This window comes from Streptomyces sp. NPDC001678 (assembly GCF_042892945.1).
Lineage (GTDB): Bacteria > Actinomycetota > Actinomycetes > Streptomycetales > Streptomycetaceae > Streptomyces.
The window spans coordinates 39,577-60,546 of record NZ_JBIAUP010000010.1 but is presented as its reverse complement, the minus strand read 5'-3'; the positions used below and the strand labels follow the sequence as shown (position 1 = coordinate 60,546).

Sequence of the window (20,970 nt, the reverse complement as noted above, 5' to 3'; positions counted from 1 at the left end):
GAAAGGAAGCGTCGTATGAAGGTCCTCGGCTTTTACAGTGAGCTTTGGCCGTCGAGTTCGGAGTGGGACGGGGGCATCCGTGACTTTGTGACGGACGCACCGCAGCCGAACGAGCAGGACGTCGCGGCCTACCTTCGCGGTGGGCATACGCTCTTCGCGTCCATGGGTGTCGTCGATGACGTGCTCGGGTCGGGCGAAGGCATTGTCGGTGGCAGCTCGCTCTTCACCGACGGGGAATGGGTGTGGCGCGGTGACCTCTGGTTCTACGCGACCACCTACCACCTCCGCCTTCCCGAGGAGTTCACGTCCAAGATCCATGCGGCCGGTTACGCGGTGCCGCCTGTCGCGCAGGAACGCCTGATGGAGCTGACGGACGAGGTTCTGGTCCTCCGGTCGCGGGGGCGGAAGTAGGCACGGGCGCCGCCTGGAGCCCCGACCGAACCGTAAGGCCGGGGATCAGGTGCACGGGCACGGCTGGTAGGGATGCCGGCAGAGCAGAAAGAGGGGGGCGTAGTACGTGCTGGAGCCGGGGGAGATACCGACGTTCACCGGGAATCTCGGTGAGCTGGAGAAGGATGCGGCGGGTCTGAAGTCGGACGCGTCGGCGATCCGGAGCACGGGTGGGGACATCCACTCCAAGTTCCAGGGTTTGTCCGCTTTTTATCATGCTCCTGAGGCCGAGGCGCTTTTTGCGACGACGGTTCCGGTGCGGGACAAGGCGAAGGGTTTTGGCGACAAGCTGGAGAAGGTGTCGTCGGCTCTGACGGAGTACGCGGCCGAGGTGCGTCCGCTTGCTGACAAGCTGGATGCGTTGAAGCGTGAGGCCGAGAGTTTCGTGTCGTCCGTGAAGGGTGACAAGGACTGGGCTTACGACAAGAAGAAGACGGATCACCAGAAGCGCATCCGTAGTGACATCGACGAGACGGTCGGTGCCTTCAACGAGGCCGAGCGCCGGGCGGCGAACAAGATCACCGCGTTGGTGAATGGCACGACGTTTGTCGCGGACGACGGTTCGCACAAGGACAACATGTATGGCTTCAAGGCTGATGACTTGAAGCATGCGAAGGTGCCGTGGGGTGAGCCGGAGGAGCAGCGGCATCATGCGTACGAGATCGGCTATTGGGTCAAGTCGTTCGTGTGGGACGGCCTGATCGTCGATGGTGTGTGGGGCACGATCAAGGGCCTCGGAACGCTCGTCGGTTTTGGTGGTTGGGACGCGTTCAAGAACGCGTGGAAGGGCCTCGGCATGTTGGCCGTGGGCGTGGCTGTGTACAGCAGTCCGATCGGTCGGGCGATTCCGGATTCGATGCTGCCGAAGTTCGTGCAGGATTCGAAGAAGGTGGCTCGTGAGGCGGGCAAGGCCATGCTGGCCTGGGACGAGTGGAAGAAGAACCCGGCTCGCGCGGCCGGTGCGGTCACTTTCAACGTCCTGACCTCCATCACGGGCGCGGGCAATGTCGCCAAGGCGGGCACGGTCGGCAAGGTCGTGAATGTCGCGGGCAAGGTCGGCAAGGTCATCGACCCCATGACCTACATCGGCAAGGGGATAGGCAAGGGCCTCGGTGCCCTCAATATCTCGGTCCCCAAGGTCAGCGACCTGATGGCCGGGCTGAAGAACACCCTCGGCGGCAACAAGGTCGTGCCTGCCAACTTCGCCCTCCCGCACGACCTGTCGGTCGCGGCGCCGCACACGCCGAACGTCGCGGCGCCGCACACGCCGAACGTCGCGGCGCCGCACACGCCGAACGTGACGTCCGTCCTCCCGGACAAGTCGGTGAAATTCCCCGACGGGACGATCCTGCACGAGAACGGGACCATGGTGTCGCCCAAGGGCGCACCGCACCAGAATCCGATCCCGGTCGAGCTCTCGGCCGCCGACCGCGCCGCCCACCAGCAGATCGCCGCGTCCACGTCGACGTCCACGCCCTCGCATGCGGGGACCCATGCCGAGCAGCCGGTCCTCGTCCATGCCACTGGCGGCAGCGCGGACAATGCCGCTCACGTCGGCGGAATCGCGGACAACGCGGCCGCTCGTGGCGCCGGCCACGCTGGAGAAACGTCACTTCCCTCGCTCGGTGGTCGAGGCGGCGACAACGTCGCCGCTCACACGGGTGGCCACACCGCAGAGTCCACCGCTCATGCAGGCGGGTCGCACGCGCCCACGTCCGCACACGTGGGTGGCGGCAGCGCGGACGCGGCCTCGCATGTGGGCGGTGGCCGAGGCGTCGACAGCGCTGCCCACGCTGGTAGCCATGGTTTCGTTGAGAATTCTGCTGCCCATGCGGGTGGTCGAGGCGCAGAAACGTCACTGCCCTCCGCCGGTCGCAGCGCGGAGCACGGTGCCGGCCACGCGGGCGGGGGAAGCTCCCAGCCTCCGCACGCCGGTGGTCCGCACGGCCCGTCGGAGCACGGCAGCCCGAACGCGTCGGCGCACCCCTCGCACGACACCCCGGCTTCCGGTACCGGTGGCCACAACGCCGAGGGGCACGGCGCCCACGGCAACGACGGCACCCCTCATGGCAACGGCCCGGCCCGCCACGGCGACGACGCGTCCGCGCCGCACCACAGCGGCCACGACGAGCCCCACTCGGGCTCGCACGGCAGCGACGGCCCTCACCAAGCGGACGACGCGGCTCACCATGCCGACGATGCGTCCGCGCCGCATGGCGATGGCCATGCCGACCATGGCCACGGCGCCACGGCGGACGCACAGCACGCCGGTACGGATGGGTCTCATGACGGCCAGGCCAAGCCGACTCCCAAGCCGTCGACGCCCGAGGTCGTCGCGGAACAGGTGCGGAAGGCCAACGAGAACCCGGAGTGGTTCAAGAAGTACTACCGGGAAGGTGATGGGCACCGCCTGGACGTCGACGCCCGGGACGAGAACGGTCACCTTCTGCCGATCCTGCGCAGGGACAACAAGAACAGCCCCTGGTTCAGCGAATACCCACCGGCCGAGCCTCCGGACTACCTGCTCGCGAAGCCCATCGAGGGCGATCCGGCGACCGTGCACAACCCCGATCACGCCCGTGAGCTCGAGGAAGCGGCCGAGCGGCGACAGAAGTCGCTCGACGAGCTCACCAAGGCGGAAAATGCGTGGAAGGAAGCCGACGAGGCCTACAAGGCGAACAAGACGGATGAGCTGAAGGCGGAGCTCGACCAGGCGGCCGCGGATAAATCCGCGGCCCATGCCGAGAAGACCGATGCCACCGAAGACTTCGGTGAAAAGGCTGCCGAATATCACGCCATCCCGGATCACTACCAGGGTGCCAAGCGACTTGACGGAGGAGAGCGCGGAAACAACCGGTTCGACCAGATATGGCAGACCGAGGACGGTCGTTATGTCGTGGTCGAGGCCAAGTCGTCGCCGGATACCAAGCTCGGTGATCGATGGTCTTCCGGTCCGAAGAAGATCCGGGTAATGCAGGGAACCCGGGAGTATTTCCAGACCATTCTCGACCAGATGGAACGGCGGGGCGAGGACGAGCTGGCCGAGGCCCTGGAAAAAGCTCGCAAATCCGGAAATCTCGACTATGTATTGGTCAAGGGAAATCCCAATGGCAGTGAGTACGCCGGGTATATAATGAACCGCTTCGATATCTCGCCGAAGCCGGCGACATGACGAACCACTCCGATATCGGTCAGAGGAGCTGCACCAGATGACTGTCACCGTGCCTCGCCACGAGTTTCCGGCGGAAGAGGCGGCGCGTCGCGCGGAGCGGCTCGACAAGAGTGCCCAGCGCAAGATCGAGTCCCTGGAACAGTCGCCGGAGGACTTCGACAGGGCGTTCACCACGTCGCTCAACGCGGCCTTGACGCACTGCGGGGCCGACCCGCGCGCGGCCAAGCTCCCCACGTGGGAGGCGTTCGTCTCGGCGATGCAGGTGAGCTCCGCCCTGTTCGCCGCGGCGACCTCGAACGAGGAGACGATCGAGCGCCGCATCGGTCACGAGCCGCGGACGATTCGGGCCACCGGCCCCACGTCGGCCACCGACGCCGGAACCTGGATCGCGGCCTTCTTCCTTGCCGTCATCTGCCGTGAGCAGGACCGGATGACGGAGCTGGCCAAGGTGCCGATCTCCCTGATGCGTGCCTCCGGAGCCGAGTACGACGAGTACATCTACGCCTGGGTGGACACGCTCCAGACCTGGTGGCTCCAGGGTGGTGACATCGGTCCGAAGCTGCTTGCCGCGATGAACGGCACCGATCCGGAGGTCGCGCGGATCGCGGACCGCGAGGCGATGCTGAGGCTCATTTACCCTCCCATCAACCTCTTCTATCGCTATGTCCTGCGGGATCACGACTCCTTCAATGCCGAGCTCGCCAATGCGGTGAAGTGGCACAAGGACTACTGGACCAAGGATGAGGGCCGGGCCATCGACTGCGCGGGCTGGGTGGCATTCGAGCCGCTGGCCATCGCGTGCATGGCGTACGACGCGGGTTTCCCGATCGAGGTCGAGTCCGAATACCTGCCGAAGCACCTGCTGGTGCGCTCGAGAGTCGGAGAGCTGGATACATGAGACCAGGGCGTGCGTCGAGCGCGCCCGGTCCGTATGCGGTACTCGGTGAGCAGGGAAGCCAACGAGGGAGAGGCACGGTACGTGGGGGAGCGGCATCGGGAGGCTGTCACCGAATCTCGCCACGATTTTCCGGCCGGCGAGGCGGAGCGACGTGTCGAAGGGCTCGATGAATTCGTCGGCAGCATGATCGACTCCATCGAGATGTCGTCGAGCTCTTTCAATCTGGCTCTGGACACGTCGTTGACCGCCGCTTACACGCGATGCGCCGTGGACCCCAAGGCCGAGATGTTTCCGACGTGGGACGCCTTTGTCTCGGCCATGCAGGTCGGGTCCGCCCTGTTCGTCGCGGCCACGACGACGGAACAGACGGTGGAATGCCTCATCGCGCACAAGAAACGGACGGTCCAGGCCGTCGGCCCGACGTATTTCACCGACGCCGGCAACTGGATCACCGCCTTCTGGCTCGCTGTGATCTGCCGCGAACAGGACCGGATGACGGAGCTGGCCAAGGTGCCGCCTTCCCTGCTGAGGGAATCCGGTGAGTACGACGAGTACATCTATGCCTGGATCGACACGTTGCAGACGTGGTGGCTCCAGAGCGGTGACATCGGCGAGAAGCTGGTCGCCGCGATGGAGGGCACCGATCCGGCCGTCGTGCGGATCGCGGATCAGGAACTGATGCTCAAGGTCCTCTACCCACCGATCAATCTCTTCTACCGGTATGCCATCCGGGACCAGGAAGCCTTCAACGCCGAACTGCTCCAGGCGCTGCGCTGGCACAAGGAGTACTGGACCGCGAACCAGGACCGGACCGTCAGCGCCGAGGGTCTGGTGGCGCTCGGCCCGCTGGCCGTCGCGTGCCTCGCGTACGACGCGGGCTTCCCCATCCAGGTGGAGTCCGAGTACCTGCCCGAGGGCCTTCTCGACCGCGGCTGGCTCGGCGAGTTCGACACATGAGAGCCGGGGCGCGCGCCGAGCACGCCCCGGTCCGTACGCGGTACCCGGTGAGCCGGGAAGGGTGATGAGTTTCTCTGTTCAGGCAGGATGCCCGGCCGTCCGGAAGTGCGCGTCCGCTGCCGACATGGCGGACGCGGTTGGCGAGCTCTACCGCTCCGAGGCAGAGGATGCGATTCTGGTCTGGAATCTGGTGCCGGTCCGGCTGCCCTACGGGTACGACCTCGCCGCGATGGTCGACGACCTGGTGCCGCTGCTCGAGGAGGTCCAGCGGCCGGAATTCTCCGGCACCGAGGTCTTCTGGGGATCCGACACGTTCGCAGTGGAGTGGATCGTCTCGCGCGACGGCGATTCACTGAGGATTCAGGCGCGCTGGCACAGCACGCTCGGGAACTATGAATCCCTGCTGACCGAGCGAGGGGACGCCACCGTTACGACGGCAACGTTCGTCGACGAGTGGTCGAAGGTGCTGCGACGGATCGTGACCGACATCGAAGCGGAATCCGTGGAATTGGAGGACGATGACGTCTTCGTCCGCGCCAAGGCGCTGCTCGGAGACCGAGTCCCTCCCCTCGTGGAGTGCGCCCGGGTTTTCCCGGGCGCACATACGAAGGATGCTGATCGTGACCCGCTTCAGTGAACTGCTCGGCACGGATTTCGATGGCGCGCCGGCATCGGATATCGATGATGTGATCTTCGGGGCTTTCGACGAACCCGGACACCGAGAGCGTGTGCCCGGGCTCATCGAGCTGATGAACGACCCCGCTGAGCCGGAGATCGAGCGATTCCTCGCATGCGTGGCGCTGACGACCTGGGGCGAGGCGGCCGGGTACGAGGCCGTACGTCGGGCTGCCGCGGCCCCCGGGGACACGCCTTGGTACGACTTCTCGGTCGACCGCAAGTTCTCGGTGGACAGCACGTTCGCGCAGCTCGCGGACGCGGTGGCCGACCGGGACCTGGCGCAGGAGAAGGGAACCGAGGGGCTGCGCTTGGAAGCGGCGCGTGCTCTGGTGCGGATCGCCGACAGCGAGTACTTCGAGGACAAGCTGGGCGAGTTGTTCGACGACGCCACGCTGCGGGCGCTGCTGGTCGACATCAGGGACGTCATCGGCCGGGGCGTACGCTCCCTGGCCGCAGGGGAGAAGGCTCGGTTCGACCTCCCCACGCAGCTGGTGGACCTGGCCAGTGCGGTGTCGGCCCTCGATGGGCCCCTGGGCGTGGAACTGGCCATGAGTGTGCTCGATGTCAGTTCCTCCCCCCGCACACTGAACCACGCCCTCCCCGTAGTCCACCGCGCCAAGGGTCCGGAGGCCCGGCAGTTCGGCGAATATCTGATGTCGGTCGGCGACGAGGGCGTACGGCCTTTCCTTGTCCAACTGAGGCAACAGCGCACACACGTGCAATCGAAGGACAGAACGCCCATGACGCCCGGGCGCGTTGCGTGCCTATGGCAACGTTGATAGACATGTTCGCCAGCGCATGCCGGGCGGCGGAATGGGCGGCACGTATCGGGGGAGAGGCGTAGTTCGTGCTGGAGCCGGGGGAGATACCGACGTTCACCGGGAATCTCGGTGAACTGGAGAAGGACGCCGCGGGCCTGAAGAAGGACGCGTCGGCGATCCGGAGCACGGGTGGCGACATCCACTCCAAATTCCAGGGTTTGTCCGCTTTTTATCATGCTCCTGAGGCCGAGGCGCTTTTTGCGACGACGGTTCCGGTGCGGGACAAGGCGAAGGGTTTTGGCGACAAGCTGGAGAAGGTGTCGTCGGCTCTGACGGAGTACGCGGCCGAGGTGCGTCCGCTTGCGGACAAGCTGGATGCGTTGAAGCGTGAGGCCGAGAGCTTCGTGTCGTCCGTGAAGGGTGACAAGGACTGGGCTTACGACAAGAAGAAGACGGATCACCAGAAGCGCATCCGTAGTGACATCGACGAGACGGTCGGTGCGTTCTACGAGGCCGAGCGCCGGGCGGCGAACAAGATCACCGCGTTGGTGAATGGTACGACGTTTGTCGCGGACGACGGTTCGCACAAGGACAACATGTATGGCTTCAAGGCTGATGACTTGAAGCATGCGAAGGTGCCGTGGGGTGAGCCGGAGGAGCAGCGGCATCATGCGTATGAGATCGGCTATTGGGTCAAGTCGTTCGTGTGGGACGGCCTGATCGTCGACGGCGTGTGGGGGACCATTAAGGGTCTGGGTACTCTGGTCGGTTTTGGTGGTTGGGACGCGTTCAAGAACGCGTGGAAGGGCCTCGGCATGTTGGCCGTGGGCGTGGCTGTGTACAGCAGTCCGATCGGTCGGGCGATTCCGGATTCGATGCTGCCGAAGTTCGTGCAGGATTCGAAGAAGGTGGCTCGTGAGGCGGGCAAGGCCATGCTGGCCTGGGACGAGTGGAAGAAGAACCCGGGGCGTGCCGCCGGTGCCGTCACCTTCAATGTCCTGACCTCCATCACGGGCGCGGGTAACGTCGCCAAGGCGGGCACGGTCGGCAAGGTCGTGAATGTCGCGGGCAAGGTCGGCAAGGTCATCGACCCGATGACCTACATCGGCAAGGGTGTGGGCAAGGGCCTCGGTGCCCTCAATATCTCGGTGCCGAAGGTCAGCGATCTGATGGCCGGGCTGAAGAACAGCCTCGGCGGCAACAAGATCGCCCCCGCCGACTTCGCTCTCCCGCACGACTTGTCCGTGAAGGTCCCGGAAGGGCCCGGCGTCGTACCCGCCACGTTCCACGACGGGTCCGTCAAGCTCACCGACGGAACGATCCTGCACGAGAACGGCACCATGGTGTCGCCCGCGGGCGCTCCCCATCAGAACCCCATCCCGGTGGAGGCATCGGCCGCCGACCGCGCAGCCCACCAGCGGCTGGCGGACTCCGCCACCACGTCGCCCGCCCACGCGCCGTCGGTGCACGCGGGGGAGCAGGCCCTCGTCCACGCGGGTGGTGGTTCGGCGGACAACGCGGCCGCTCACGCCGGCGGGCGCGTCGACGCCGACGCGAGCGTAGGCGCAGGCGCTCGTACAGGCGGTCACGGAGCCGCTGACGCGGGTGCTCACTCGGGTGCTCACACGGGCACTGACGCGGGTGCTCACGCCGTGGCGCGTGCCGACGCTCACGCGAGCGGTCACGCAGCCGCTGATGCGGGTGGTCGCGCAGGCGCCGGCGGCGCGGAGAACGCTGCCCACGGCGCGGAGAACGCTGCCCACACGGAGCCGCACCCCACGCACGACACCCCGCAGGCCAGCCCGGACCGTGGCGCCGACCACGGCACGGGGCCCGCGCACGACGCGCCGCACGACGGCCGTGACTCCGCACCCCACCACGGCGGAGACGCAACCCCCGCGCGCGACGGCGACCACACCGCTCACGGCACCGACCGCGGCGGACACGACGGCCCCGCCGACCACTCCCGCCAGGCCGACCACGACGCCCACGGCACGGGGCATCACGACGGCACGGAGCGGCACGACGGCTCGCACCACGACGGTACGGGGCACCACGACGGCACGGGGCATCACGACGGCACGGAGCAGCACGACGGCTCGCACCACGACGGCACGGAACACCACGACGGCACGGAACACCACGACGGCTCGCACCACGACCCGTCCGACCCGGCTCGGCCCGACGAGCTCGGTGGCTGGCGCAAGCGCCACGACCCCGGTCCGGTCTACACCCCGCGCGACGCCGTCCCTCCGCACCCCACCGCCACCGCGACCCACCTCGACATCCGCAACGAGCTCCGGAGCGGTCCGGCAGGGCTCAAGGAGCCGTACGCCGTCGACCAGGTCCTTCTGGAGGAGGCGGTTCCACGCGACGCGGCCGGGAATTTCGAGCGGTTCCCGGACCCCACCCAGCGCTGGGCGCAGCTTCAGAACGACGGCGGTCTGAAGATGCCGGGCCGGGGCAACAACTGCGCCGACTGCACCAGGTCGTTCCTCGAGACCTGGTACGGCAACCCCCAGGTCTCGGCACCGCGCGCCTGGGACCAGCTGCCCGACGGCACGCTGGACCGCATGGGGGCCGAGCGAGGGTCGACCAAGAACATCGAGCGCTGGGCGGGCGCGTCGTACCACTACGACGGCCAGGGCCCGGCCTACAACGCCCTGGCTCAGCGACTTCTCTCGGCGGGGCACGGCTCCTCGGCGGCCATCGCGGTCGCCTGGCCGTCCGCGCCGGGCACCACGGGGGTCGGGCACGCCTTCAACGCGGTGAACCACAACGGCCGGATCTTCTTCGTGGACACCCAGGCGGGCGTCGTGAGCCCGTACCCCATCCACACGAACGCGACGGGTGTCTGGTCCATCGTCCTGGACGCCCAGCGCAGGCCGGTGCCCCCGATGCCCAAGCACGCTCCGGCAGTGCCCACCACGCCCGTCGTGCCCGTCACCCCCACTGTGAAGTAGGAATGGACCATGTCCTCCAACGTCCCTGAGTCCGCACCCGAACCCGCGCGCCGCGTGCCGTCGAGCCCCGAGGAGGCCGTGGCCGTCGCCCGTGCCTACTCCCCGCCGACCTGGCCCGACGGCACCCCCATGGGCCTGGCGGTCCATGAGTTCGACGCCGGCTACCTCGTCTACGCCACGGGCGCGCCGGAGCCCGACCCGACGCGGCCGCCCGAGCACCTGGGCGGTTCGCACATCATCATCGCCAAGGACGACGGTGAGGTCAGTTTCGTCCCCAACTTCCCGTTCGAGGACGCGATCCGGCTGTACCGCGAGCGCTACCGTCCCGGCACAGGTCGGTAACCGACGCCGCCAGGGACGGATGGTGTCACTGGGGCCTGAGATACTCGAGCCCCACCCCTTGACGGACCGAGAACCGGAACGAGAAAGCGTCGGGAATCATCAGTGACCATCTCTTCGTCAGCCGTCACCGACACCCTGCGCGCCCGGATACGCGGGTGTCTGCTGGGTGGCGCGATCGGTGACGCCCTCGGCAATCCGGTCGAGTCCCGCTCCCTCGCGGCGATCCGCGCCGCCCACGGCCCCGCCGGCGTCACCGGGCCCGTCCCGGACGGCGAGGCGGTGACCGGCCGGGTCACCGACGACACGCAGATGACGCTCTTCACGGCGGAGGGCCTCATCCGCGCCCATGCCCGGGCCCGTTCCAAGGGCATCGGCGGCGCGGAGACCGCCGTCGTCCGGCACGCCTACCTCCGCTGGCTGGACACCCAGAACCACCCGGCGCCGCCGCCTCCGTCCGGCCCCGACGACCTGGTCCGCTCCGGCAGCCTGCGGCTGCAGCCCTGGCTGTACGCGCGCCGGGCGCCCGGCAACGCCTGTCTCTCCGGCCTCGGCCGGAAGTACGTGCCCGATCCGTACGCGGCGCCGACCGGCCGGCCGGGGCCGGTCAACTCCGGCTCCAAGGGCTGCGGAACCGTGACGCGCTCGGCGCCCTTCGGGCTGACCGGGGCGCCGGCCGAGGACGCCTTCCGGCTCGCCGCCCAGTGCGCGCAGATCACCCACGGCCACCCCACCGGCTACTACGCCGCCGGTGCCTTCGCCGCGATCGTCCGTCACCTCCTCGACGGGGACTCGCTCGAGGGAGCCGTGCCGCGCGTCCTGGGGCTCCTCGCCCGGCACCCCGGGCACCAGGAGACGACCGCCGCCCTGCGCCGGGCCCTGGACCTCGCCGCCGACGGCGCGCCGGGCCCCGAGAAGCTGGAGACCCTGGGCGGCGGCCGGGTCGCCGAGGAGGCCCTGGCCATCGCCGTCTACGCGGCTCTGGCCCGGCCCCGCTCGATCGAGGACGCCCTGTTGCTCTCCGTCAATCACTCCGGGGACAGCGACTCCACCGGCGCCGTGTGCGGGAATCTGCTCGGCGCACAGCACGGGGATTCCGCGCTGCCGGCGTCGTGGCTGGCCCTGACCGAGGGCCGCGCGGTCGTCGCGGAGCTCGCCGACGATCTCGCGTACGCCTTCCACGGCCCGGCCCCCGCGTATGACGAGCCGCTCTTCCCTTATGAGCGATATCCGCACCACTGAACCTCGGCGGCCCATTCGGGCGCCGCACCATAGGATTTTGCAGAAGCCGGGCGCCCGGCAAATCGGGGAATGATGGCGAAGGATTACGACAGTCAACTGCTGGAGTCGGTGTCGGTACGGCGCCGGCGGATGCGCGATGCCCTGCTCTACGGAGCCCAGCGGGCCCGCCGCACGGCGGACGAGAAGCTCGGGAAGGTATTCGCGGGCATCGCCGTGGCCGCGGTGCTGTGCGCGGGGTGCGTGGGGTGGTCGTTCATTCAGCACACCCTCGCCAAGCAGAAGGAACAGCAGAAGCAGCAACAGCAGCGGTACGCACCGGCGGTGACCCCTTCACCCTCGCCGAGTACGTCGGCGTCCGCGGCCGACGATGCCCCTGCTCCTTCTCCCTCGCATTCGAAAACGCCCAATAAGCCGAAAGGAACGCACAAAGTGACGGAGCCTGCCCAGTGATAGGCCCAGTGATAGGTTCTGCCGCGTGGTGAACGTGGGGGCGAAACAGCGTACGGAATTGAGCAGGGTCACCCTCGTCGGCGACCGTCGGCGGGTGGATCTCGTGCTGCCCGCCGACGAGCCGATCGGGCGGCTTCTCCCGGATGTCCTGCGGCTGCTGGACGACAAGGTCGGGGAGCGCCCTGCCGCGCGGCATCTGATGACTGCTGAAGGAACGGTTCTTCCGCAGGACGGCACCCTCGCCGACGCCGGCGTCCCCGACGGCGCGCTCCTGCGGCTGGTGCGGGTCAACGACGCGCCCTCCGCGCCCGTCGTGCACGACGTCACCGACGAGGTGGCCGAGGACCTGGACGTACGGCGCTGGCGCTGGCGGCCCGAGGCGCGGCAGTGGACGGCGAGCCTGGCCACCGTCGTGCTGGCCGTGACCGCCGGTGTGCTCGCGCGCGGCAGCCTCGGCCCGGCCTCCGTGGCCGTGGCCATCGCCGGGGCGGCCGCTCTCGTGGCGGCCGTCGGCGCCGTCGCCGCCCGCATGGGCGCCCGGCATCTGGGCACCCCGCTGATGTTGTCCGGCGGCGCACTGGGCACGCTCGCCGCGTGGACCGCCGCCGACGCGCACGCCTGGCCGGGGCCCGGCCGGCTCGCCGCCGTGGCGGCCGCACTCGCGGTCGCCCTCGCGCTGCTCGGGCTGTTCTCGCCGCTCGGCAAGGGCGGGCTGATCGGCGCGGGCGCGGTCGTCGCGACCACCGGCGTGTGGGAGGCCGTCGCGCTCGTCCAGCACGACCCGGCACGCGTCGGATCCGTCATGGCCGTCGTCTCCGTCGTCGTCCTGGGCCTGCTGCCCCGGCTCGCCCTCATGGCGGCCGGCCTCACCGGACTGGACGACAAGCGCTCCGGCGGAGCCTCCGTCAGCCGCCACGAGGTCGAGACCGCGCTGGCCGCCACCCACCGGGGCCTGGCCCTGGCCACCGTGGCCGTCGCCGTGTCCGCGGCCGCCGGCGGACTGCTGGCCGTCACCACGGCCACCCCGTGGACCGTGGCGCTCGCCGCCGTGCTCGCCGTCGTCCTGCTCTCCCGCTCACGGGCCTTCCCGCTGGTGGCCGAGGTCGTGGTGCTGCTCGCCGCCGCCCTCGTCCTGCTGGTGCGCCTCGCGGTGCTGTGGATCGACCACGGCCACGGCACGCCGTACGGACCGCTGGCCGCGCTGTGCCTGGCCGCCGCCGTCCCGCTGGCCGTGCTCGCGATCCGGCCGCCCGAGCATGTCCACGTCCGGCTGCGCCGCGCCGTGGACCTGATCGAGACCATCGGCGTGGTCGCCCTGTTCCCGCTCGCGGTCGGCGTGTTCGGCGTCTACGTACGCCTGCTCCACCAGTTCTAGTCGCAGGAGAGACGGATGTCCCAGGACGACTGGCAGGGCGACGTGCTGCGCAACCTGCGGAACCTGACGAACGAGCTCAACGAGCTCGCCGAGGGCCGGGAGGCGGCAGCCAACGGCACGAAGGCCGCCGCCGCGGAGCCCGGGGAACCCGAGGACGCCCGCCCGCGGGCCGCGGGCGCGGGGCCCGCGGCGCCCGCGCCCCGCCCCCTGCCCACGCCCGTCACCATGGAGCTTCCCCTCCCCGAGGAGCTGATCAAGGGCAAGCCGTTGAGCGGGGACTCCGCCGCCAAGCGGACCTCCCGCTCGCTGCGCCGCCTCGTCGGCTCCTCCGCCACGCGCGAGGTGGAGGAGGCGACCAGGGTCGCCCAGGCGCTGCAGCAGCCGCTGACCACCGGGCGGCAGATCGTCGTCACCGGTATCCGGGGCGGCGCGGGCAAGACCACCGTCGCCGCGCTGCTGGGCCGCACCTACGCGCACTACCGCCAGGACCCGGTGCTGACGCTGGAGGCCGACCCGGCCCTCGGTACCCTCCCGGCCCGGCTCGGAGCCACCAAGGTGCGCTGGACCACCAGCGATCTCGCCCAGATCATCGACCCCTCGATGCAGCTCAACGACGTCGTCGGCTATCTGGTCCAGCTGCCCGACCGGGGCTGGCTGCTGCCCGGCAGCCAGGGCCGCGTGGGCGCCGGACTGGAACTGTCCGAGTACCGCGCGGTAATGGTCGCGCTGCGCCGCTACTTCGGCATCACCGTCGTCGACTGCGACTCGCTGCCGAGCGAGCTCTCCCGCACCGCCCTCTCGGCCGCCCAGGCGCGGGTGCTCGTCACGCCGGCCACGGTCGAGGGCGTCACCAGCACCCGCGCGGTCCTGGACTGGATGGTGTCGCTGGGGAGACCCAGGATGCTGGAGGGAACCGTGGTGGTCGTCTCCGCGTCGTCCCCCCATATGACGCTGGATCTGACAGCGGCGAAAGAACACCTGGGGGCCGAGGGCGTACGGGTACTGATGCTGCCCTACGACCGCCACCTGGCCACCGGCGGCGCCATCCGCAACGACCTGCTCGGCCAGGTCACCCGCGAGGCCGTCACCGAACTCGCGGCCGAAGCCCTCACCCGGGCCATGGGCAGACGCGGCCCACGATGACGCAGGCCCCTGCCCAGACCCGGCGCCCCCTTTGACCACGAGCAGGCGAAGCCCCCGATGACCACGCGAATAGTCCACCGCCCCGCCCGCACCACCCGGCCGCTGCCGACTCCCGAGGCGCGCACGATCGAGCCGCCGCCCAACCTGCCCGAGGGCAAGACCGGCGGCGCCCTCCACACCCTCATGCCCATCGCGGGCGTGATGAGCTCCGTCGTGATGATGACGGTCGTGCGCAACAGCCAGTTCGCCGGACTCGGGGCGATCGTGCTGGTCGTCACCGTGATCGGCTCGGTGGGCATGCTGCTGTCGCAGCGCGGCAAGGCCCAGCGCACCCGTCGGCAGCAGCGCGAGCGCTACCTCGAGTACCTCGAGGAGCTCCGTGAGGAGCTCGGCGCCGAGGAGCGCGAGCGCCGCGAGACCGCCCGGGTCCTGGACCCGCCGCCCGAGGCGCTCTACGACATCGTGCGCGACCCGGCCCGGCTGTGGGAGCGCCGCCGGCTCGACGCCGACTTCCTGCGCGTACGCGTGGGCACCGGCCGGATGCCCGTACGGCCCCTGAAGGTCGGCCAGCAGGGCGGCAGCGTCCTCACCCCGCCCGACCGCTTTATGCTCAACGAGGCCGGAGCGCTGAAGAATCGCTTCTCCACAGCGGCCGACCTGCCCCTCACCGTCCCCCTCGACCGCGTCGGCAACGTCAGCGTCGTCGGCGACCGCGAAGGCGTCCTGCGCGTCGTCCGCGCCCTGCTCACCCAGGCCGCCGTCACCCACGCCCCCGACGACGTCGCCTTCGCGCTCGCCTGCCCCGGCGACCGCATGGACGACTGGGGCTGGTTCAAGTGGCTGCCCCACACCCTCGACCCCGAGGAGCACGACGGCCCCGTCGCGGCCCGCCGCATCGCCCCCGGACTCGGGCAGCTCGCCCGGCTGATGGGCGCCGACCTGCGAACCCGCGCCTCCTACGCCGCCGAGGTGCGGCGCGGCCTGTCCGGCCGGGACGCCCTGGAGATGGCGGGCCGGCTCCTCGTCGTCAGCGACGAGTACGGCGAGGACGCGTGCGAACTGCCGCGCCCCGACGAGGCCGTGCCCCTCCACGACATGGGCGTCACCGTGCTCCACCTGGTCGCCGAGCGCGTCCAGGAACCCGGCCAGGTGTCCTTGCGCATCACCGTCGACGGCGACCAGGTCCACATCGAGGACCTGCGCGCGGCCGAACCGGTCACCGCCCAGGGCACCGCCGACAAGGCCACCGCCGCCGGCGCCGAAGGACTGGCCCGGCTGCTCGCCCCCCTGCGGCTGTCCGCCGAGTCCCTCGTCGACGCCCCCCTGTCCGGCCCCGTCGACTTCGCCGAGATGCTGGGCGTCGACGACCCGGCGAACCTGGACGTCAAGTCCCTGTGGCAGCCGCGTGGCGAACGCGCCTTCCTGCGCGTACCCATCGGCATCAGCGACAGCCGCGAACCCGTCCTGCTCGACCTCAAGGAGTCCTCCGAGCTCGGCATGGGCCCGCACGGCCTGTGCGTCGGCGCCACCGGCTCCGGCAAGAGCGAACTCCTGCGCACCCTCGTCCTCGCGCTGGTGGCCGGCCACCCGCCGGAGGACCTGGCCATGGTCCTCGTCGACTACAAGGGCGGCGCCACCTTCGCGCCCTTCGCCGACCTGCCGCACGTCGCCGGCGTCATCACCAACCTGGAGAACCAGGCCGGCCTCGTCGAGCGCGTCCACTCCTCCCTCGCCGGCGAGGTCCAGCGCCGCCAGCAGGTCCTCAAGGACGCGGGCAACGTCGCCGACATCGGCCACTACGCCGCCCTGCGCGAGACCCGCCCCGACCTCGACCCGCTGCCCCACCTGTTCGTCGTCATCGACGAGTTCGGCGAACTCCTCACCGCCAAGCCCGACTTCATCGACCTCTTCCTGTCCATCGGCCGCATCGGCCGCTCCATCGGCGTGCACCTGCTGCTCTCCAGCCAGCGCATCGAGGGCGGCAAGCTCAAGGGCCTGGACACCTACCTCTCCTACCGGCTCGGCCTGCGCACCTTCTCCGCCGACGAGTCCCGCACCGTCCTCGACACCACCGACGCCTTCCACCTGCCGCCCATCCCCGGCTTCGGCTATCTGAAGGTCGACACCAGCGCCTACGAGCGGTTCAAGGCCAGCTTCGTCTCCGGCCCCTACCGCGGCCCCGTGACACACGACACCGAGGACGACGGCCCCACCGTCCTCCCCTACCCGGACTTCAACACCCTCGGCGAGCCCGAGGACGCCCCGGGCGACGGCGAACAGCCCGCCATGCGCCACCGCAACCCCGGCCCCACCACCATGTCCGTCGTCGTCGACCAGCTCCGCGACGCCGCCGCCCCCACCCGCGCCATCTGGCTGCCGCCACTGCCCCGGGCCATCGCCCTGGACACCTCGGCCGGCCCCCTCGAGGCCGGCGCGCGCGGCATGCAGCTGGCCGTCCGCCCCGGACCGCTGCGCGTGCCGCTCGGCCTCCTCGACGACCCGGCCAAGCAGTGGCAGGGCCAGTGGATCCTCGACCTCACCGTCGCCGGCGGCCACGCCGCCGTCATCGGCGGCCCCCAGTCCGGCAAGACGACTCTGCTGCGCACCCTCGCCCTGTCCCTGGCGCTGACCCACACCCCGCGCGAGGTCGGCATCTACGGGCTCGACCTGGTCGGCGGCGGCCTCGCCGCCCTCTCCGGGCTGCCCCACGTCGGCGGCATCGCCGGCCGCGCCGACCGCGAGCGCGCCAGCCGCACGGTGGAGGAAGTACGCGGCATGCTCGCCGCCCGCGAGGAGCTCTTCCGCGAGCACGGCATCGACTCCGTCGAGCGGCTGCGCGAACTGCGCGCCGAGGGACGGCTGCCCGAGCTGTCCTCCACCGAGATCGTGCTGCTCGTCGACGGCTTCGGCGCCCTGCGCGACGACTTCGAGCAGATCGAGGACGCGGTCACCGACCTCCTCAAGCGCGGCGGCGGCTACGGCATCCACATCGTCGCCGCCATGCACCGCTGGAACGACGTCCGCATCGCCACCCAGTCGATGTTCGGCACCCGCGTCGAACTCCGCCTGAACGACCCCGGCGACTCCAGCATCGACCGCAAGCTCGCCGAGACCCTGGGCGCCGACGAGAAGGGCCGCGTCCTGACCGACGGCAAGCTCTTCGCCCAGACCGCGCTGCCCCGCATCGACTCCCTCGCCAGTACCTCCGAGCTGGGCCCGGCCGTCGAACAGGCCGCCATGGTCATCCGCTCGTCCTGGTCCGGCGACGGCGCCCAGCGGGTACGCGTCCTGCCCGCCCGCATCCCGGCGGCCTCGCTGCCGTCCGTCGCCGCCGAACCCAACCGGGTGCCGATCGCCCTCGACCAGACGGCGCTCGCGCCCGTCCTGCTCGACCTGTTCAAGCGCGACCAGCACCTGATGATCCTCGGCGACAGCGAGTGCGGAAAGACCAATCTGCTGCGCCTGGTCACCCAGGGGCTCATGGAGCGCTACTCGGACGAGGAGATCGTCTTCGCCGTCATGGACCCGCGCCGGGGCCTGCGCAAGCTGGTGCCCGAGGAGTACCGCGGCGGCTACGCCCACAACTCCAGGCTCTGCGGCGCCCTGGCCACCGGCATCGCCGCCGAGCTCGAGAAGCGCATGCCCGACGACCTCGCCGCCCAGGACGCGCTGGCGTCCGGCACCTGGTACTCGGGACCGCGCATCGTCATCCTCATCGACGACTACGACATCCTCACCACCGCCGGCCAGCAACCGCTCGCGCCCTTCCTGCCGTTCATCCCCTCCGCCCAGGACATCGGCCTCCACTTCGTCGTCACCCGCCGCGTGGCGGGCGCCTCGCGGGCGCTGTACGAGCCGTTCCTGATGACCCTGCGCGAGAGCGGCACCACAGCGGTCGTCATGACCGGCGACCGGCAGGAGGGCCAGCTCTTCCCCGGTGTCTACGCCGGGGCGCAGCCGCCCGGCCGGGGCACCCTCGTCCGCCGCGGCGAGCCCGTCCGGCTCATCCAGACGGCGATGGCGGAGCAGGCCGACGAGAACGACGAGAACGCGGCCACCACAGCCGGCAACGCCGGTACCACGGGGAACACGGGGGACAACGGAAACATGGGGAACCACGCATGACCAAGGACGTGATCGCGCTCACCGAGCGCATGCCGGACTCCTGGAGCGTCCTGGCGGGCCTGCTCGCGGGCGGCCCGGACCTGAGGGTCCAGACCACCGCCGACGGGGCCGTGGTCCAGCTCTGCGACGAGCAGGGACGGCCGCTGGTCTCGATCGAGGCGCCGATGCTGCTGCAGGTGCCCGGAGAGCAGGCCAGGCTGCTCGGCACGGCCCCCGCCGACGTCCCCGACGGCCCCGTCTGGTGGATCGAGGCCCGCGCCTCCTCGGCCGTGCCCGAGGCCGAGAAGCTCGCCGGCGTCGTCGCGGCCCGCCTCGCCACCCTGCTGGGCGGCCGGGTCTGGCCGCCCGGCGCCCCCGGCACCGAGGACCCCGGCACGCCCGTCGACACCTCTGGTGTCACGGCCGTCCCCGCGCCCGCCGCGGCCCAGCCCGCCGTGGACGTCCTCACCGAACAAGTCGCCGTCGTCCTGCAGGACCGTCCCGTCGTCGCCATGACGGCCTGGCTGTCGGAGGCCCTGCGAGCGGCCGTCGAGAGCGACCGCGGCCTGCAGATCGTCACCCCAGGCCACTGCCGCCTCTCTCTCGCCACCCGCACCCTGATCACCGCCCAGCCCTCCCGCTGGGTGGTCCAGGACGAGCGCGACGGCTACTACGACGGGCTCTCCGGCGCGGTGCTCCGCTGGCAGGACGGCCTCTTCGCCCCGGCCCGCGACTCGGCCGGCGAGACGCCCGTGGCCGCCGCCTTCACCGAGGTCGAGCGCGACGGCGAGCGCCAGCTCCTCCTCTCCTTCCGTACCCGCCACCAGCCCGACGCCCACCTTGTCCTCGGTGGTGCTCTGGAGACGGCCTGGCAGAAGCTCACCGGCGCCCTCCCGGTCGGCTGGGGCACCGCCGAGCCCGCGAACCTCCCCTGGTCGCGACGGCGGCTGACCGACCTCGCCTACGAGCGCGCCCCCAAGCCCACCTGGACCGTGGTCGTCGGCGGCGAGGGCCGCCCCGCGCAGGCCACGCTCCGGGTGCTGCGCACGCGCAAGGGCGTCGAGGAGGACATCACCCTCGCCGTCGGCTACGGCCCCGACGAGCGGCCGTCCCTGGACGAGCTGCGCGAGCTCGCCAACGAGCTGGTGGCCCGGCACGGCCTGGAGAGCATGCTGATCCAGCTCCGTGAGGCCCGCCGTGACCTCAGCACCCCGCCCCGCCTGGAGCGCCCGCCGGTGCCGTACGCGTTCGTGCTGGGCGCGGAGGAGGTACGGGAGCTGGGCCGCGGCCACGCGGGCCGCCCGCCTCTCCCGGGCCGCCCGGCCCAGCTGGGCTCCAACGCCCGCCCGGGCTTCTTCTACGTCCTGGGCGACGGCGAGTCGGGGGAGGGCTGGGAGGCGCTGGAGACCTTGACGCGGCACCTGAAGAAGGTCACGGTCTGACATCCGGCAGGAACCCGTAGAGCGTGCCTTCACCCAAAGGGTGAAGGCACGCTCTACGGAAAAGCACCCGTCCTCGTACCGCGTTCATCGGACTTTTGCTCCGAACGCATGATTCCGGTTATGGCTCCATCCCGAGAACCCCTGGTAACGCCCCGATGAAACGTCACGCCATCGCAACCGGAGGCGAGTTGGTGGCACGATGGTCGGGTGGGGGGTGTGCGGGACGGCTTTGGCTCCCGGGCCCGGCGAGGTGCTTCCGACCGAAGGTGTGATCAGTTGTGGCCATTTCACTGTCCGCGGTGCTGCTCTTGGCGATCATCCTGGTGGTGATGATCCGCAGTAAGAACATCAAGGCGGGGCCGGCGATCGTGGCGATCCTCTTCGGCTTCTTCCTCGCCTCCACGGGCATGGCGCCTTCGATCAATCGTTTCCTCAGCTCGCTCGCCCAGACCATAAACGGCATCAAGTTCTGAGCCCGTTCTGAGCTCGAGCGAAACAAAAACGCCTCCGGCGGGGCCGGAGGCGTCATGGCGTACTGCTTGAGTACTGCCTGTGGAGCGGGCGACGGGAATCGAACCCGCGTAGCCAGTTTGGAAGACTGGGGCTCTACCATTGAGCTACGCCCGCACGCGCCGTACGCACCCTGATGGCGGTGCGGCACGGTGTGCATCGTAGCGGGTCGGGGCGGTCCGCCGCACGCCGCCCCCGGATGCGCCCCTCACGCGCCCCCCTCGTGCGCCTCGTCCCCGTCCTGTCCAGCGGGAAAGCGGCGGCCGGCGCCTCTGTGGGCATGTACCCTACGTGTCGCACCGACGGGGTGTGGCGCAGCTTGGTAGCGCGTCCGCTTTGGGAGCGGAAGGTCGTCGGTTCGAATCCGGCCACCCCGACCAGCAAGATCACATTGTGGGGCCCCTCATGCGTGCGGTTACTATGCAAGCTGCGCGTCTGTGTGTCTCTGTACCGGGCGCGGTCCGCTGATCAGCAACATCCGCCGAT

General features: G+C 70.0%; 15 protein-coding genes and 2 tRNA genes. 16 read left to right on the top strand and 1 reads right to left on the bottom strand.

Going from position 1 to position 20,970, the window contains the following annotated elements; translation table 11 throughout:
• Nucleotides 1-15: 15 nt before the first annotated feature.
• From ACFYZR_RS21270 to ACFYZR_RS21200, 15 genes are all read left to right on the top strand, one after another.
• Nucleotides 16-411 (top strand): hypothetical protein, encoded by a 396-nt coding sequence (locus tag ACFYZR_RS21270; protein ID WP_391912491.1) that lies wholly within the window; start codon nucleotides 16-18, stop codon nucleotides 409-411.
• Nucleotides 412-517: 106 nt separating this feature from the next.
• A complete protein-coding gene (locus ACFYZR_RS21265) occupies nucleotides 518-3,622 on the top strand; it encodes a hypothetical protein (protein ID WP_391912489.1) in 3,105 nt (1,034 codons plus the stop codon).
• Nucleotides 3,623-3,659: 37 nt separating this feature from the next.
• The gene (locus ACFYZR_RS21260) at nucleotides 3,660-4,520 is read left to right on the top strand and encodes an immunity 49 family protein (protein WP_391912487.1); all 861 of its coding nucleotides are present in this window, start codon (nucleotides 3,660-3,662) and stop codon (nucleotides 4,518-4,520) included.
• A gap of 45 nt (nucleotides 4,521-4,565) precedes the next feature.
• A complete protein-coding gene (locus ACFYZR_RS21255; protein ID WP_391912485.1) occupies nucleotides 4,566-5,477 on the top strand; it encodes an immunity 49 family protein in 912 nt (303 codons plus the stop codon).
• A gap of 124 nt (nucleotides 5,478-5,601) precedes the next feature.
• Entirely contained in the window at nucleotides 5,602-6,114 is a 513-nt protein-coding gene (locus ACFYZR_RS21250) for a hypothetical protein (RefSeq protein ID WP_391912483.1), read from the top strand.
• Nucleotides 6,089-6,934: a hypothetical protein gene (locus ACFYZR_RS21245; RefSeq protein WP_391912481.1), complete on the top strand. Its 846-nt coding sequence runs from the start codon at nucleotides 6,089-6,091 to the stop codon at nucleotides 6,932-6,934. Before ACFYZR_RS21250 ends, ACFYZR_RS21245 begins: the two co-directional genes overlap by 26 nt.
• Nucleotides 6,935-7,002: 68 nt before the next feature.
• Nucleotides 7,003-9,879 (top strand): toxin glutamine deamidase domain-containing protein, encoded by a 2,877-nt coding sequence (locus tag ACFYZR_RS21240; protein WP_391912479.1) that lies wholly within the window; start codon nucleotides 7,003-7,005, stop codon nucleotides 9,877-9,879.
• Between the two features lie 9 nt (nucleotides 9,880-9,888).
• Nucleotides 9,889-10,221, top strand: coding sequence for a hypothetical protein (locus ACFYZR_RS21235; protein WP_391912477.1), 333 nt, complete (start codon nucleotides 9,889-9,891; stop codon nucleotides 10,219-10,221).
• Nucleotides 10,222-10,323: 102 nt separating this feature from the next.
• Nucleotides 10,324-11,460, top strand: a complete 1,137-nt coding sequence (locus tag ACFYZR_RS21230; protein WP_391912475.1) for an ADP-ribosylglycohydrolase family protein — start codon at nucleotides 10,324-10,326, stop codon at nucleotides 11,458-11,460.
• Between the two features lie 69 nt (nucleotides 11,461-11,529).
• A complete protein-coding gene (locus tag ACFYZR_RS21225; protein WP_391912473.1) occupies nucleotides 11,530-11,910 on the top strand; it encodes a hypothetical protein in 381 nt (126 codons plus the stop codon).
• A gap of 25 nt (nucleotides 11,911-11,935) precedes the next feature.
• The gene (gene eccD / locus ACFYZR_RS21220) at nucleotides 11,936-13,285 is read left to right on the top strand and encodes a type VII secretion integral membrane protein EccD (RefSeq protein WP_391912471.1); all 1,350 of its coding nucleotides are present in this window, start codon (nucleotides 11,936-11,938) and stop codon (nucleotides 13,283-13,285) included.
• 15 nt (nucleotides 13,286-13,300) lie between these two features.
• Nucleotides 13,301-14,428, top strand: coding sequence for a CpaE family protein (locus ACFYZR_RS21215; protein ID WP_391912469.1), 1,128 nt, complete (start codon nucleotides 13,301-13,303; stop codon nucleotides 14,426-14,428).
• Between the two features lie 57 nt (nucleotides 14,429-14,485).
• Entirely contained in the window at nucleotides 14,486-18,553 is a 4,068-nt protein-coding gene (gene eccCa, locus ACFYZR_RS21210) for a type VII secretion protein EccCa (protein WP_391912467.1), read from the top strand.
• Nucleotides 18,550-19,974 carry a DUF6177 family protein gene (locus ACFYZR_RS21205; RefSeq protein ID WP_391912465.1) on the top strand — a complete coding sequence of 475 codons (1,425 nt, stop codon included), beginning with the start codon at nucleotides 18,550-18,552 and terminating at the stop codon, nucleotides 19,972-19,974. Before eccCa ends, ACFYZR_RS21205 begins: the two co-directional genes overlap by 4 nt.
• 278 nt (nucleotides 19,975-20,252) lie before the next feature.
• Nucleotides 20,253-20,447: a hypothetical protein gene (locus ACFYZR_RS21200; protein WP_391912463.1), complete on the top strand. Its 195-nt coding sequence runs from the start codon at nucleotides 20,253-20,255 to the stop codon at nucleotides 20,445-20,447.
• 80 nt (nucleotides 20,448-20,527) lie between these two features.
• On the opposite strand, the gene ACFYZR_RS21195 is transcribed toward ACFYZR_RS21200, so the two are convergent.
• Nucleotides 20,528-20,601, bottom strand: a tRNA-Gly gene (locus ACFYZR_RS21195).
• 186 nt (nucleotides 20,602-20,787) lie between these two features.
• Here ACFYZR_RS21195 and ACFYZR_RS21190 point away from each other — a divergent pair.
• A tRNA-Pro gene (locus ACFYZR_RS21190) sits at nucleotides 20,788-20,864 on the top strand.
• Nucleotides 20,865-20,970: the final 106 nt, after the last annotated feature.